Here is a 13,339-nt window from a genome sequence, read left to right as displayed (position 1 = left end):
GACGACCAAATAAACGAGGGCGGGAAGCCATGCTTCCCGCTCTTTTCTTTGTTACTTCAGGCCTCGTCCTTCAGCGTCTCTTTCTGGGTAATCAGCCGCGCGCTGTGCTGGCCGCTCAGATAAATCCACAGCCAGCTCCACGCCACGGCCAGCCGCGAGCGCGTTCCGATCAGAAAGTAGATATGGGCAAGCCCCCATATCCACCACGCCAGCACGCCCTTCAGCTTGAACCGACCAAAATCGATCACCGCCGCGCGTTTGCCGATGGTGGCGAGATTACCCTGATGGCTGTAGCGGAAGGGTGCCGGCGACGGCTTGCCCTCCAGCCGCGCCTTGATGACCTTCGCCACATAAGCGCCCTGCTGCTTTGCCGCGGGCGCGATGCCCGGCACCGGCTTGCCGTTTTCCTGATTGACGGCGGCGGTATCGCCGATGACGAAGATATCAGCATCGTCTTCGAGATGAAGCTGCGGCCCGACGATGACACGCCCGGCCCTGTCGCCAGCGGCATTCAGCCACTTCGCGGCGGGAGAGGCCTGCACACCGGCGGCCCAGACGACGGTGCGGCAGGGATAATAGGTCTCGCCCACCGTCACACCCTCATCGTTGCAGGCCGTCACCGGCGTGCCGAGCAGAACCTCGACGCCAAGCTTCTCAAGCGCTTCTTTGGCATAGGTCGAAAGATCCTCCGTAAAGACCGGCAGGACACGAGGGCCGGCCTCGACAAGCAGAACACGGGTCTTTGTGGTATCGACATTGCGAAATTCCGCCGGCAACGCCTTGTGGGCCAGTTCGGCGATCATGCCCGCCATTTCCACGCCCGTCGGGCCCGCGCCGATGATGACGAAGGTGAGAAGCGCCTGCCGTTCCTCTTCACTGGTGGCGAGTTCGGCTCTTTCAAAGGCCAGAAGCAGGCGGCGGCGGATCGTCGTTGCATCTTCCAGCGTCTTGAGGCCGGGGGCGGAACGCTCCCACTCGTCGCGACCGAAATAGGCGTGGCGCGCGCCGGTGGCCAGTACCAGCGTATCGAAGCCGATGCTCTCGCCGGTGTTGAGATGCACGGTTCTCGCCACCCGGTCCACACCGGTCACCTCCGCAAGCAGGGTCGTCACCTCCTTGCGGTCGCGGTAAAGATGGCGGATCGGCCAGGCGATTTCGGATGTCGCCAGCGCCGTCGTCGCAACCTGATACAGCAGGGGCTGGAACAGGTGATGGTTGCGACGATCGATCAATGTGATGCGGACAGGGGCCCCCTCCAGCCCGTGAACCAGTTGCAAACCGCCGAAGCCTCCACCCACGACGACAACATGATGTTCTTGCATATGTCTCTGCCTTCCAAAATCTGCGCACGGAGCATGCGCAAGGCAGAGCATAGGTGAAAAAATTGACTTTGGTTATGAATTAGGCTGACCGCAGGCCTGACAAAAACGCCGGACTGTTTCAGCCATGCCATATTCCAGCGCATCCGCCGTCAGCCCGTGGCCGATCGAGACTTCGGCAAGATTGGGAATACGTTTCATCAGCCTGGGCAGGTTCGCCACCGTCAGATCATGGCCGGCATTGACCGCAAGCCCGAGTGCGGCGGCATGATCCGCCGTCTGCCCCAGCTTCTCGACAAGCACGTCAGCCTTTTGCGGATCGTCAAAACAGCCACCATAAGGGCCGGTATAAAGCTCGATGCGGGCAGCCCCCGTCTCGGCTGCCAGTTCCACGGGCTCGCGTTCCCCGTCGCCATCGGCAAACAGCGAAACGCGCATGCCGCCGGCCTTCAGGCGTCCAACGACGTCCTTCAGGAAAACGGCATGTTTGCAGAAATCCCAGCCATGGTCGGAGGTCGCCTGCGACGGATCATCCGGCACCAGCGTCACCTGTTCCGGCTGCGTCTTTTCACAAAGGACCAGAAAATCCTCGGTCGGATAACCTTCGATGTTGAATTCCGCGCCGGGGAAACGGTCATCGATCAGCGCCCGCAGCACCGGCAGGTCCGAAAAGCGGATGTGGCGCTGGTCGGGCCGAGGGTGTACAGTCAGCCCGCTTGCACCCGCCGAGAGCGCAATTTGCCCGAAATGCGCGACATCCGGCCAGGGAAGATCGCGGCGGTTGCGTAACATGGCAATTGCGTTCAAATTGACGGAAAGTTTTGCAGGCATGGCATCGGAGCTCCGGTTCGGAATTGACACCTTGTTTCACGCAGGTTGACGCCGACCGCAAGGAGGCCGATAAAATTTTTTAAAGGTGCGGGAACGAAAGCAGGCAATACACGTTATGGTTTTTTGCTGCGTTTGGCATGATGTCTAGATCAGAAGACAGGCCCGTGACAGGGGAACAAGTAACGGATGCCATAAGAAGCAGGCACACTGTCAAAAAGCGTGAAGGGGGAGACGATGCAGGATGGCAGGATGCCGTTTGAACACGGCGACGAGGACAAACCCAATCTAAGGATCAGCATCTTTCTACCGGATGTGAGCCTGCCTTCCTCCCTGCCCGCCGAACCGGTCCCCATCGCTGACATGGCCAATATCTTCGGGGTAACCCACCGAACACTGCATTTTTACGAGGAAAAAGCGCTGCTGACCTCAAAGCGTATCGGCCAGATGCGCGTTTATACCCATCGCAACGTACAGCGCATGGCTGTCATCAACGTCTGTCGCGAAGTGGGCATTTCCGTCGCCGCGATTACCGAGATCATGGAAAAACTCGTCCGTTCGCTTTCGCAGGAAGAGGCGGACGACATATTCCACGCCGCCCTGCGGCAGCGGAAGAGGGAATTGACCGCCGAGCTTTCCACGCTCCAGCGCCAGGCCCAGCAGATCGAGGAATTGCTGGTGACGGAGACGGATGCGGACGGCATGGATGGCAGCGAACGGGCGCCGGCAAAGGACATCGCCCTCACCGACACAGAACGCAAATGCCTGGAACTGATGGCGGAGGGTTATGCGCCGGTGCGGCTTGCCCGTGCCCTTGGCCTTTCAGGCGGCGATCTCAACATCCTCGAGGCAAAGATCATAGGCAAGTTCAACGCCAGCAACCGCTTTCAGGCGGTCGCCAAGGCGGTTCTGCTGGGCGTTATCCGCGCCTGATCAACGAACGATCGTCAGGGTTTCCGCCGCGCGGGTGATGGCGGTGTAAAGCCACCTTTCGCGGGAATCCCGGAAGGCATAGCTCTCGTCGAAGAGAACCACATTGTTCCATTGCGAACCCTGCGCCTTGTGCACGGTCAGCGCATAACCGAAATCGAACTCGTCGTAGCGCTTGCGGGTCGACCACGGAATTTCGGTCTCCACATCCTCGAAGGCCGCCTTCAGCAATTTGATCTTGGCGGCACCGCGATCCATATCGTCGTCTTCGGGCCGGATCATCAGGTTGATGCCGGGCTTCACCGTCTCGCGCGAAGAACTCATCACCTGCCACAATGAGCCGTTGAGCAGGCCCTTGGCCGGATCGTTCCGCAGGCAGACCAGTTTGTCGCCGGATTGCGGATAATCCGCGGAAAAACCCTTCAGCTCGCGAAGCCGCTGATTATAGCGGCGGCGGGTGCGATTGGTGCCGACCAGCACCTGATCGGCCTCCAGCACCAGCGACTGCGTCACTTCGGATTTGGAAATCACCTGCGCGGAGCCATAGTCGCCGCGCATGATCTCGCGGCCTTCGCGCACATCCATGGCCAGATGGATGATGGGATTGTCCTTGGCCTGGCGGTGAATTTCCGACAGCAGATAGTCCGGCTCCTGCTCGGTGAAGAAGCCACCACCCGAAACCGGTGGCAGCTGCCCCGGATCGCCTAGCACGAGGATCGGCGTGCCGAAGCTCATCAGATCCTTGCCGAGCTGCTCGTCCACCATCGAACATTCATCGATGATGATAAGCGCCGCCTTGGCGAGCGGGCTCTGGCGGTTGATGGAAAACATCGGTGCGATCGAGGTCTTGCCGGTTTCCTCGTCTTCGACGGTTTCTTCGCCGCGCGGGCGGTAGATCAGCGAATGGATGGTGCGGGCATTGGTTGCCCCGCGCGAACGCAGCACCTGCGCGGCCTTGCCGGTGAAGGCCGCAAACAGCACTTCGCCATCGACATTTTCCGCAAAATGCTTGGCAAGCGTCGTCTTGCCGGTTCCGGCATAACCGAACAGCCGGAAAACCGGCGTCCGGCCTTCCTTCAGCCAGCGGGAAACAGCCTTGAGCGCTTCGTCCTGTTGCGGTGAAAATAACATGCGCCCTCATCGCAGGATTCGAGCCTGATGCGCAACAGAAAAAGAACGAAAGATGAATCGCCGGGTGAGAATGCGGCAATAAAACACGGCTGGTTTTTAAACCGCGGCAGCTATCATGCCGCGCATGAAGATATTGATTCTCGGCGCATCAGGTTTCATCGGCTCGGAGGTTGTGCGTGGCCTTCACGGCAAAGGCCACGTCGTCACCGGGCTTGCACGTTCCGTTACACGCGCCACAGACAAATGGCCTTTTGCGAACTGGGTTTCCGCCGATCTCGCCCGCATGACACGCGCATCGGACTGGGACGCGCTGGTCAGGGATCACGACGCCATCGTCAATTGCGCCGGCGCGCTTCAGGACGGCCTGTCGGACGATCTGGCGGCGACACAGGAAAAAGCCATGCTGGCGCTTTACGAGGCGGCGGCACAGGCGGGCGGCAGGATTCTGATCCAGATATCGGCCCGCACGGCGGGAGCCGCAGCCGACCTGCCCTTCCTCGCCACCAAACGCCGCGCCGATGAGGCGCTTACCGCAAGCGGCCTGCCTTACGTCATCTTCCGCCCCGCGCTGGTTGTCGGGCGCAATGCCCATGGCGGCACGGCGCTGGTGCGCGCGCTTGCCGGCTTTCCTTTCGTTCTGCCGCTCGTCAATGGCGCAATGCCGGTTCGAACGGTCGCGGTCGAGGATGTGGCGTCAGCAGTCTGCGCGACCATTGATGGTGAAATTCCGCCGGGCAGCGATCTCGAGCTCGCCGCGGAAGAAACGCTGACATTGCAGGACGTCGTCACCACGCACCGGCAATGGCTTGGCCTGCCCACCGCTCCCGTCATCAACCTTCCGGCGGCCCTTATGCGCCCCGTCAGTCTGATGGCGGATGCCGCAGGCGCGCTCGGCTGGCGCTCGCCGCTCCGTTCAACCGCCATGACGGTCATGTCGGAAGGCATCGTCACGGAGGGTGAGGCGCAATCGGGGATGACATCGCTCAGGAGCCTGAAACAGACGCTGGCCGCCCACCCCTCCGGCGTGCAGGACCTGTGGTTTGCCAGATCCTATCTGCTGAAACCGCTGGTCATTCTCTGCCTGTCTTTATTCTGGCTGTTATCCGGCCTCGTGCCGCTGCTGAACATCCATGGAGCAGCGGCGCATTTTCTGCCCTTCATGCCCCAAGCTTCGGCCATCGCCCTCACGCTCGCCACCTGCCTCATCGATATAGCCCTCGGCGTCACCGTCCTGCTGCGACCACTCGCCAGAAAGGCGCTTATCGGCATGCTGCTGGTCAGCGGCGCCTATCTGACGGGTGGCACTCTGCTAGAGCCGAGCCTGTGGCTCGATCCGCTCGGCCCCCTCGTCAAGGTCCTGCCTTCCCTCGCCCTGATCCTCGTTGCCCTTGCCACCCTGGATGAACGCTGATGACGCTTGAGGAACTGTTGCGGCTTGCGCATGTCATCGGCGCAACGGTGCTGTTCGGCACCGGCGCGGGCATCGCCTTTTTTATGGTGATGGCGCGGCGAACGGCAAACCCGGCGCTGATCGCGCATGTCGCGGGTACGGTCGTCATCGCCGACACGATCTTCACCGCGACGGCCGCAATCATCCAGCCGGTGACCGGCTATTTTCTCGCACGCATCATCGGCTGGCCGCTCAGCGAAGGCTGGATCGCCCTTTCGCTTGGCCTTTATGTCTTCACCGGCATTTTCTGGCTGCCGGTCGTCTGGATCCAGATCCGGCTGCGGGATATCGCCCATGATTGCGCCACCAAGGGACAAGACCTGCCGGCGCAATGGTTCCGCCTTTACCGCATCTGGTTCGCCTGCGGTTTCCCCGCCTTCTTCGCCGTTCTCGGCATCATCTGGCTGATGCTCAACAAGCCGGATATTCCCCTGTTCGGCTGACTGCATGACGGCGGTCAGGAACGGCGTGAGTGGAGGATCGGAAATCAGCCGCTGATATGCGGACCGAAGGGCGCGCCATTCTCGCCGTTACGGGTCTCGAAAGCGCCACCGGGATAAAGCGCCATTTTTTCTGTCGAGACGGGAATAAATCACCGGGCAACGGTGTCTCTTGATGTGTTGGCGGCTTGAGCCCGCCTGAACCAAGGAGGATATGTCCATGAAGATCCGCTTTATCGTTCCCGCCCTCGTTCTGGCTTTTGCCGGAACGGCCTATGCCGCGCCTGCGGTCGAAACGGTCAAGACTGACAAAGGCGATGTGCTGGCGGGCGAAAAAGGCATGACGCTCTACACTTTCAAGAACGACAAGAAGGGCGTATCCAATTGTTACGACAAATGCGCGGTGAACTGGCCGCCGTTTTTCGCAGCCGCCAGTGACAAGGCCGAGGGCGCCTATTCCCTCGTGAAGCGCAAGGACGGCAAGATGCAGTGGGCGAAGGACGGCATGCCGCTCTATTATTGGGTCAAGGATACCAAGAAGGGCGATGCCACCGGCGAAGGCGTGAACGGTGTATGGGATGCCGCAAAACCATGATGGCATGAATGACGACAAGCGGGGGAGCCATTCCCCCGCAGCCGGCAGCTTCGAAGCGGAGATGCTGGCGCTGATACCCATGCTGCGCCGTTATTCCCGCAGCCTTTCCCGCTCCGACGCCGATGGCGAGGACCTTCTGCAGGACTGCGTGGAAAAGGCGCTTGCCAATAAAAGGCAATGGCGCGGAACGGGTTTGAAAACATGGGCCTACACGATAATGACGAATCTTTATCGCAACCGCCATCGCGCCGAGAAACGTCATCCGTCCGAAAGCCTCGACGGCCATGAGACCATCGCCGTCACGGATACGCTCTCCGATACGCTGGAGAACGACCGGCTGCACGGTGCGCTGGCACTTCTTTCACCGGATATGCGGGCGGTGCTGATGCTGGTGACGGTGGAAGGTTACAGCTATCAGGAGGCGGCCGCGACCTTGGCGATCCCGCTCGGCACCGTCATGTCCAGGCTGTCCCGCGCCCGCGAAACCCTTCGCCAGCATCTGGCGGCGGATAATATCATACCCCTGCGGAGACCACGATGAAACGGCCCGATGCCATAACCGAAGACGATCTGCACGCCTATGTCGACGGGCTCCTCTCCGACGATGATCGCGCGGCTGTCGAGGCCTGGCTGGCTGAAAGACCGGAAGACCAGAGCCGGGTGGAGGCCTGGAAAAAACAGGCTGACATTCTGCGTAATGCCTTTGCCTCCTATGCCGCCGCGCATCCCCATGACGCATCGATGCTCGGCCCGCAGAAGAGGGATCGCACATGGCGGCTGAAACCGGCTCTCCTGCAAACGGCGGCGGCCTTGCTGATCTTCGTTGCGGGCGGTGCAGCCGGCAGGCTGCTGCCCACGTCCTTTTCCACGCCGCAGGACGTGACCCTGGCATCACTGACGACGGATATTCCCGCACAGGCGAAATCCGCCTATCTCATCTATGCAAGCGAGGTGCGCCATCCCGTCGAAGTCGGTGCCGGCGAACAGCAGCATCTTGCGACATGGCTCGGCAAGCGGCTGGGTTATCCCTTCGCCATCCCTGATCTCTCGAAGATCGGATATGACCTCGTCGGCGGTCGGCTCATTCCCGTCAGTGGCAAGCCGGGCGCGATGCTGATGTATCAGGACAAGACCGGTCGCCGGGTGACGGTGCTGATCGGTCACAACGAGGAAAACCGCACCACCAGCTTCCGCATGGCGAGCGCCGACGGCATCGAGACCTTCTACTGGATCGACAACGAACTGGGTTATGCCGTTTCCGCTGAACTGACACGGGACGAGGTGCAGGCAATCGCCGAGGAATGTTACCGGCAGTTTCCGACATAGAGTGTCGGACTGAAAAGTATGACCACGATGCACGGGCAAGGATTTCTCACTTATCTCAAGCCCTCATTCCTGCGCTCGTCACTGGAATGAGGGAAAGAGAACGCCTACTTCAGCATGGGCCAGAGGCTGATGACCAGCAGCACGGCCATGCTGATGTTGAACCATTTTAGCCGGACGGGTACCGACAGCCAATCCCGAAGGGCGGAGCCGAAGCCCGCCCAGGTGGAAACGCTGGGAAGATTGACGGCTGCAAAGGCCAGGCCGACGACGAGAACGGTGAGGAAATATTGCCCCTCATCCGTATAGGTCGCCATCGCCGTCACCGCCATCACCCAGGCCTTGGGGTTGACCCATTGAAAGGCGGCAGCGGCAAGGAAACTCATCGGCTCGGATGCGGCCGAACCTTCGCTGAGGCTGCGCGACGTCGCGATCTTCCACGCAATCCAGACGAGATAAAGCCCGCCCGCGAATTTCAGCCCCGTATAAAGCGCAGGCACGGAATGCAGCAATGCACCAAGGCCAAATCCCACCCCGATCAGCAGCGACAGAAACCCGGCGCCAATGCCCAGCATATGCGGGATGGTGCGGCGGAAACCGAAATTCACACCGGAAGCAAACAGCATCATGTTGTTGGGGCCGGGCGTGATGGAGGTGGTGAAGGCAAACAGCACCAGCGCGGCGAAGGTTTCGATGGTCATGATCTCTCCTTGAGCACGAACCCTATCCGCCGCCCGGCCATCGAACCATCCCGACGCACCGATGGGCGAGGTCAAATTTTTTGATGGATCAATCGTTTCCGCCGTGGGTTTGAGAAGTCGGCACAAAGGACTATTGTCCAATCGACAACCGCTGGAGCAAAACCATGCATGAGGATATTCCTTCCGTCACCCTGCCCTCCGGAAAAGAAGTTCCAGCCCTCGGCCTTGGCACCTGGAACATGGGCGAGACGAGATCATCGGCGGGCCACGAGGTTGAAAGCATCCGCAAGGCGATCGATCTCGGCATGACATTGATCGACACGGCGGAAATGTATGCCGATGGCCGCTCGGAAGAGGTGGTCGGCACGGCAATCGCCGGCCGCCGCGACGAGGTGTTTCTGGTGAGCAAGGTCTATCCGTGGAATGCCGGCGCGAGAGGCACGGCGGAGGCCTGCGAGCGCAGCCTTGCACGGCTCGGCACCGGCCATATCGATCTCTATCTGCTGCACTGGCGCGGCGAGCACCCGCTTGCGGAAACCGTGGCCGCCTTCGAAAGGCTGAAGAGCGACGGCAAGATCGGCAACTGGGGTGTCTCCAATTTCGATACTGACGACATGGAGGAGCTTTTCGCCGTTCCCGAAGGTAAAAACTGCGCCGCCAATCAGGTGCTCTACAACCTCTCCCGGCGCGGACCGGAATTTTCCCTTCTGCCCTGGTGCCAGGAGCACGGCGTGCCGCTAATGGCCTATTCCCCCATCGAGCAGGGTCGTATCCTGAAGAACCACGAACTCATCCGCATCGCCAAGGCCTATCAGGCAACCCCGGCGCAGCTGGCCCTGGCCTTTCTGCTGGACAGGGACGGAGTCATCGCCATTCCGAAATCCGCCAGCGTATCCCGTATCGAGGAAAATCGCGGCGCCACCGATCTTGAAATAACCGAGGAAGACTGGACCGCCCTCGACGTCGCCTTCCCGCCGCCGACGCGCAAGACGGCTTTGGAAATGCTCTGACGGAACAGGACGTTAAGAGACATTTCGGAATCAGGCGCTGAAGCGGTTGAATCGGAATGTGAGAAACGACCGCCATCGGAACCGCGATAACGGCGCGGCAAGCCGCGCCGTCGGTCAGATAGCCAGTGGCGGTTTCATGACGGTATGCGGGGCTCGTATTCCTCTTTCAGCGCCAGCCATGTATCCCAGAAAGGTCCCGGTTCCTTTTCCTGAAGGCGGGCAGCAAGAATATCGAGATGCACGTGCCAGCCGGCGCTGACATTGAGCCTGGTTGTCCGCTCGGCCAGCCGGCGGTGAATGAGCGTCAGAAGCACTTCCTTGCCCAGAGCCTGAAGCTCGATCGACACCTCCGCCCCCTCGCCCCAGGTGAAGACGAGCCGATGCGGCGGAACAACCGTGATGATGCGCGAGGCCATCCGGTGTTCTTCGGAAAAACCTTCCGGGCGATGGCCCGGCGGATCGGAAAGCTCGTCGTTGCGCCAGACCAGTTCGAAGGGCGCATCCGGCGCAAGCCGCATTTCGCCGGAAGCCAGCCAGCGGCGGCGAAGCTCGCTTTGGGTCAGATAGGCCCAGACCCGCTCGATCGGTCCGGGCAACAGCCGCTCGATCTTCAGGGTCGTGGGCTCTACGAGACGGCCATAGGTGTCAGGCATTGCGATATCAGCCATTGTCATTTCCTCCATCTGCAGGGATTTTTCCCTGATCTTCCTCCCTGAGCATCTGCTCAAGAATATCGAGGCGATTGCCCCAGAACCGCCGGTAGAAATCCAGCCATTCATGCGCCTCCGCCAACGGCTCCGGCGCAAGACGGCAGACATGGGTTCGCCCCCTCACCTCACGGTGGATAAGCCCCGCATTTTCCAGCGCCTTGATGTGTTTCGAGGCCGCAGCAAGCGATATGTCGAAGGGTTGAGCCAACTGGCTCACCGTGCGCTCACCACGGGAAAGATCACGCAGCATCGTGCGTCGCGTTGCGTCGCCAAGGGCATGAAAGACGGTGTCGAGATGTGAAGCGGATAATTCAACCATGTTGTTGAATATAACTCGCCGCCGCGGAATGTCAACCATATGGTTGAATATTGATCCCGGGCGGATTCCATAAAAAAACCCGCGGCGAACCGCGGGCTTTATTGAAGGTTACGCTTTGGAGGCGGAGACTACATCCCCTGCGAACCGCGGTTCATGGCGGCAATGCCCGTGCGGCAGATTTCGATCAGGCCGAGCGGTTTGATGATCGCCACGAACTGGTCGATCTTGGATGACTTGCCGGTGATCTCGAAGATGAAATGCTCCACCGTCGCATCCACCACCTTGGCCTGAAATGCATCGGCAAGGCGCAGTGCCTCGGCGCGGACTTCGCCCGTGCCGGCAACCTTGATGAGCGCCACTTCGCGCTCGATCGGCCGCTCCTGCCCCAGTTCGCGGGCGCGGACGGTAAGGTCGAGAACCCGGTGCACGGGCACGATACGTTCCAGCTGCGCCTTGATCTGCTCCAGCACGATCGGCGTGCCGCGCGTGACGATGGTGATGCGCGACAGATGCGCCTCATGTTCCGTTTCCGAAACCGTCAGGCTTTCGATGTTGTAGCCACGGCCGGAAAACAGGCCGATGACCCGGGCGAGAACGCCCGGCTCGTTGCTGACGAGAACCGACAGCGTGTGATTTTCGACGGCAGCCGTTTCCTTCTGGATGAAATAGGCGGAGCCGGTGGGTTGTAGGTGTGCGTTCATGTCCTTTTCCTCTCCCGGCTCAGACTAGCTGACGGCCCTTGGCGTCAATGGCGTTGGCAACAGCTTCATCCGTCGCCTCATCCGGCAACAGCATCTCGTTATGGGCTTTACCAGACGGGATCATCGGGAAGCAATTGGCAAGATTGGCGACACGGCAATCGAAGATGACCGGCTTGTTGACCGCGATCATCTCGGCGATCTTGTCGTCCAGTTCCTTCGGATCATCGCAATACATGCCGACCGCGCCATAGGCTTCCGCCAGCTTGACGAAGTCGGGCATGGCTTCGGTATAGGAGTTGGACAGGCGGTTGCCATGCAGCAACTGCTGCCACTGCCGCACCATACCCATATACTGGTTGTTGAGGATGAAGATCTTCACCGGCAGACCGTACTGGATGGCGCAGGACATTTCCTGAATGCACATCTGGATCGAGGCGTCACCGGCAATGTCGATGACCAGCGCTTCGGGATGCGCAACCTGTACGCCGATAGCCGCCGGCAGGCCATAACCCATGGTGCCGAGGCCGCCCGAGGTCATCCAGTGGTTCGGCTCCTCGAAGCCAAAGAACTGCGCCGCCCACATCTGGTGCTGGCCAACTTCGGTGGTGATGTAGGTGTCGCGGCCCTTCGAGGCCTCATAAAGCCGCTGCAAGGCATATTGCGGCATGATGACATCGTTGGAGTTCTTGTAGGCGAAGGAATTACGGGCGCGCCAGCGCTCGATCTGCAACCACCAGTCGGCCGTCTGTGCTTTTTCCGGCTTCTTCGGCAGAGCGCGCCACAGGCGAACCATATCTTCCAGAACATGGCTGACATCGCCGATAACAGGAACGTCGACACGAACGGTCTTGTTGATCGAGGACGGGTCGATGTCGATGTGGATCTTCTTGGAATTCGGCGAAAACGCATTGATGCGACCGGTAATACGGTCGTCGAAACGCGCGCCGACGCAGACCATGACATCGCAATCATGCATCGTCATATTGGCTTCGTAAGAACCGTGCATGCCCAGCATGCCGAGCCAGTTCTTGCCGGAAGCCGGATAGGCACCAAGACCCATCAGCGTCGAGGTGATCGGGAAGCCGGTCAGCTCGACCAGTTCGCGCAGCAGGCGGGTTGCCTCCGGGCCGGAATTGATAACGCCGCCGCCGGTATAGAAGACGGGCTTTTTCGCCTTCGACATCAGCTCGATGGCGGCGTGAATGGCGTTGAGATCGCCCTGGACCTTCGGCTTGTAGCTCTTCTGCTGGATGGCAGCGGAGGGCGGCGTGTAGGTGCCGGTGGCGAACTGGATGTCCTTCGGAATATCGACAACGACGGGACCGGGACGGCCGGTCTGCGCAATGCGGAAGGCCTCATGGATGATGCCGGCCAGCTCGTTGACGTCCTTGACCAGCCAGTTGTGCTTGGTGCAGGGGCGTGTGATGCCGACGGTGTCGCATTCCTGGAACGCGTCGGAACCGATCAGCGATGTCGGAACCTGGCCGGACAGGCAGACGAGCGGAATGGAATCCATCAGCGCATCCTGCAGCGGGGTGACCGCATTCGTCGCACCAGGACCGGAGGTGACGAGCATCACGCCGACCTTGCCGGTGGAGCGGGCATAACCTTCAGCCGCATGGCCGGCGCCCTGCTCATGGCGCACGAGAATGTGCTGGATGTCTTCCTGCTGGAAAATCTCGTCATAGATCGGAAGTACGGCACCGCCCGGATAACCGAAGATGTGCTCGACGCCATTGTCCTTCAGCGCCTGCAGAACGATCTCCGCACCTGTCATGCGATTGCTGTTTTCCGTATTGTCCTTATCCGTCATTGCCTGTTTCCATCCCGCTTTGGCTTTGGATATCGAGGAGCCCGAGGGCCTGTTTGAAGACATAAAAAA

At 60.4% G+C, this 13,339-nt stretch carries 15 protein-coding genes; 7 read left to right on the top strand and 8 right to left on the bottom strand.

The genetic code is table 11. The features are described from left to right. Positions 1 to 56 precede the first annotated feature (56 nt). Positions 57 to 1,322: an NAD(P)/FAD-dependent oxidoreductase gene (locus O3S81_RS02650; RefSeq protein WP_269340767.1), complete on the bottom strand. Its 1,266-nt coding sequence runs from the start codon at positions 1,320 to 1,322 to the stop codon at positions 57 to 59. Positions 1,323 to 1,394: 72 nt separating this feature from the next. Continuing rightward, positions 1,395 to 2,150, bottom strand: a complete 756-nt coding sequence (locus O3S81_RS02645; protein ID WP_269340766.1) for a pyridoxine 5'-phosphate synthase — start codon at positions 2,148 to 2,150, stop codon at positions 1,395 to 1,397. Positions 2,151 to 2,384: 234 nt separating this feature from the next. Between O3S81_RS02645 and O3S81_RS02640 the strand changes: the two genes are divergently transcribed. Next, complete coding sequence (locus O3S81_RS02640) at positions 2,385 to 3,080, top strand: MerR family transcriptional regulator (protein WP_269340765.1); 696 nt, start codon at positions 2,385 to 2,387, stop codon at positions 3,078 to 3,080. On the opposite strand, the gene O3S81_RS02635 is transcribed toward O3S81_RS02640, so the two are convergent. Next, positions 3,081 to 4,208, bottom strand: coding sequence for an ATP-dependent DNA helicase (locus O3S81_RS02635; protein ID WP_144577439.1), 1,128 nt, complete (start codon positions 4,206 to 4,208; stop codon positions 3,081 to 3,083). It abuts the gene before it with no gap. 124 nt (positions 4,209 to 4,332) lie between these two features. On the opposite strand from O3S81_RS02635, the gene O3S81_RS02630 reads away from it, so the two are divergent. The 5 genes from O3S81_RS02630 (at position 4,333) to O3S81_RS02610 (ending at position 8,019) form a co-directional block, all read left to right on the top strand. Beyond that, positions 4,333 to 5,619 (top strand): SDR family oxidoreductase, encoded by a 1,287-nt coding sequence (locus O3S81_RS02630; RefSeq protein ID WP_269340764.1) that lies wholly within the window; start codon positions 4,333 to 4,335, stop codon positions 5,617 to 5,619. Continuing rightward, positions 5,619 to 6,101, top strand: coding sequence for a DUF2269 family protein (locus O3S81_RS02625; RefSeq protein WP_269340763.1), 483 nt, complete (start codon positions 5,619 to 5,621; stop codon positions 6,099 to 6,101). Before O3S81_RS02630 ends, O3S81_RS02625 begins: the two co-directional genes overlap by 1 nt. Positions 6,102 to 6,312: 211 nt before the next feature. Next, a complete protein-coding gene (locus O3S81_RS02620; RefSeq protein ID WP_442864853.1) occupies positions 6,313 to 6,693 on the top strand; it encodes a COG4315 family predicted lipoprotein in 381 nt (126 codons plus the stop codon). Continuing rightward, positions 6,677 to 7,234 (top strand): RNA polymerase sigma factor, encoded by a 558-nt coding sequence (locus tag O3S81_RS02615; RefSeq protein ID WP_269340760.1) that lies wholly within the window; start codon positions 6,677 to 6,679, stop codon positions 7,232 to 7,234. The genes O3S81_RS02620 and O3S81_RS02615 overlap by 17 nt, the downstream gene beginning before the upstream one ends. Continuing rightward, positions 7,231 to 8,019, top strand: coding sequence for an anti-sigma factor family protein (locus tag O3S81_RS02610; protein ID WP_269340758.1), 789 nt, complete (start codon positions 7,231 to 7,233; stop codon positions 8,017 to 8,019). Before O3S81_RS02615 ends, O3S81_RS02610 begins: the two co-directional genes overlap by 4 nt. Positions 8,020 to 8,123: 104 nt before the next feature. Here the strand turns inward: O3S81_RS02610 and O3S81_RS02605 are convergent, their stop codons facing one another. Beyond that, entirely contained in the window at positions 8,124 to 8,717 is a 594-nt protein-coding gene (locus O3S81_RS02605; RefSeq protein ID WP_269340756.1) for a LysE family translocator, read from the bottom strand. 164 nt (positions 8,718 to 8,881) lie between these two features. Here O3S81_RS02605 and O3S81_RS02600 point away from each other — a divergent pair, with 164 nt between their 5' ends. Further along, positions 8,882 to 9,727, top strand: coding sequence for an aldo/keto reductase (locus tag O3S81_RS02600; RefSeq protein ID WP_269340754.1), 846 nt, complete (start codon positions 8,882 to 8,884; stop codon positions 9,725 to 9,727). A gap of 134 nt (positions 9,728 to 9,861) precedes the next feature. On the opposite strand, the gene O3S81_RS02595 is transcribed toward O3S81_RS02600, so the two are convergent. The 4 genes from O3S81_RS02595 to O3S81_RS02580 all read right to left on the bottom strand — a co-directional run bounded on the left by O3S81_RS02595 (position 9,862) and on the right by O3S81_RS02580 (position 13,270). Continuing rightward, positions 9,862 to 10,395, bottom strand: coding sequence for an SRPBCC family protein (locus tag O3S81_RS02595; protein ID WP_269340753.1), 534 nt, complete (start codon positions 10,393 to 10,395; stop codon positions 9,862 to 9,864). Then, entirely contained in the window at positions 10,388 to 10,756 is a 369-nt protein-coding gene (locus O3S81_RS02590; RefSeq protein WP_269340751.1) for an ArsR/SmtB family transcription factor, read from the bottom strand. The genes O3S81_RS02595 and O3S81_RS02590 overlap by 8 nt, the downstream gene beginning before the upstream one ends. A 128-nt stretch (positions 10,757 to 10,884) precedes the next feature. Beyond that, positions 10,885 to 11,457, bottom strand: a complete 573-nt coding sequence (gene ilvN, locus O3S81_RS02585) for an acetolactate synthase small subunit (protein WP_003507555.1) — start codon at positions 11,455 to 11,457, stop codon at positions 10,885 to 10,887. Between the two features lie 19 nt (positions 11,458 to 11,476). Then, positions 11,477 to 13,270: an acetolactate synthase 3 large subunit gene (locus tag O3S81_RS02580; RefSeq protein ID WP_269340747.1), complete on the bottom strand. Its 1,794-nt coding sequence runs from the start codon at positions 13,268 to 13,270 to the stop codon at positions 11,477 to 11,479. Positions 13,271 to 13,339: the final 69 nt, after the last annotated feature.

This window comes from Agrobacterium sp. SOY23, from assembly GCF_027212525.1.
Lineage (GTDB): Bacteria > Pseudomonadota > Alphaproteobacteria > Rhizobiales > Rhizobiaceae > Agrobacterium > Agrobacterium tumefaciens_I.
This window is presented reverse-complemented; position numbering and strand designations above follow the sequence as displayed.

Bases quoted from the DNA above. Each gene is read 5' to 3' on its own strand.
- O3S81_RS02625 (WP_269340763.1), top strand. From the start codon at position 5,619: ATGACGCTTGAGGAACTGTTGCGGCTTGCGCATGTCATCGGCGCAACG.
- O3S81_RS02595 (WP_269340753.1), bottom strand. From the start codon at position 10,395: ATGGCTGATATCGCAATGCCTGACACCTATGGCCGTCTCGTAGAGCCC.
- O3S81_RS02620 (WP_442864853.1), top strand. From the start codon at position 6,313: ATGTCCATGAAGATCCGCTTTATCGTTCCCGCCCTCGTTCTGGCTTTT.
- O3S81_RS02600 (WP_269340754.1), top strand. From the start codon at position 8,882: ATGCATGAGGATATTCCTTCCGTCACCCTGCCCTCCGGAAAAGAAGTT.
- O3S81_RS02630 (WP_269340764.1), top strand. From the start codon at position 4,333: ATGAAGATATTGATTCTCGGCGCATCAGGTTTCATCGGCTCGGAGGTT.
- O3S81_RS02640 (WP_269340765.1), top strand. From the start codon at position 2,385: ATGCAGGATGGCAGGATGCCGTTTGAACACGGCGACGAGGACAAACCC.
- O3S81_RS02635 (WP_144577439.1), bottom strand. From the start codon at position 4,208: ATGTTATTTTCACCGCAACAGGACGAAGCGCTCAAGGCTGTTTCCCGC.
- O3S81_RS02580 (WP_269340747.1), bottom strand. From the start codon at position 13,270: ATGACGGATAAGGACAATACGGAAAACAGCAATCGCATGACAGGTGCG.
- O3S81_RS02645 (WP_269340766.1), bottom strand. From the start codon at position 2,150: ATGCCTGCAAAACTTTCCGTCAATTTGAACGCAATTGCCATGTTACGC.
- O3S81_RS02615 (WP_269340760.1), top strand. From the start codon at position 6,677: ATGCCGCAAAACCATGATGGCATGAATGACGACAAGCGGGGGAGCCAT.
- O3S81_RS02590 (WP_269340751.1), bottom strand. From the start codon at position 10,756: ATGGTTGAATTATCCGCTTCACATCTCGACACCGTCTTTCATGCCCTT.
- O3S81_RS02650 (WP_269340767.1), bottom strand. From the start codon at position 1,322: ATGCAAGAACATCATGTTGTCGTCGTGGGTGGAGGCTTCGGCGGTTTG.
- ilvN (WP_003507555.1), bottom strand. From the start codon at position 11,457: ATGAACGCACACCTACAACCCACCGGCTCCGCCTATTTCATCCAGAAG.
- O3S81_RS02610 (WP_269340758.1), top strand. From the start codon at position 7,231: ATGAAACGGCCCGATGCCATAACCGAAGACGATCTGCACGCCTATGTC.
- O3S81_RS02605 (WP_269340756.1), bottom strand. From the start codon at position 8,717: ATGACCATCGAAACCTTCGCCGCGCTGGTGCTGTTTGCCTTCACCACC.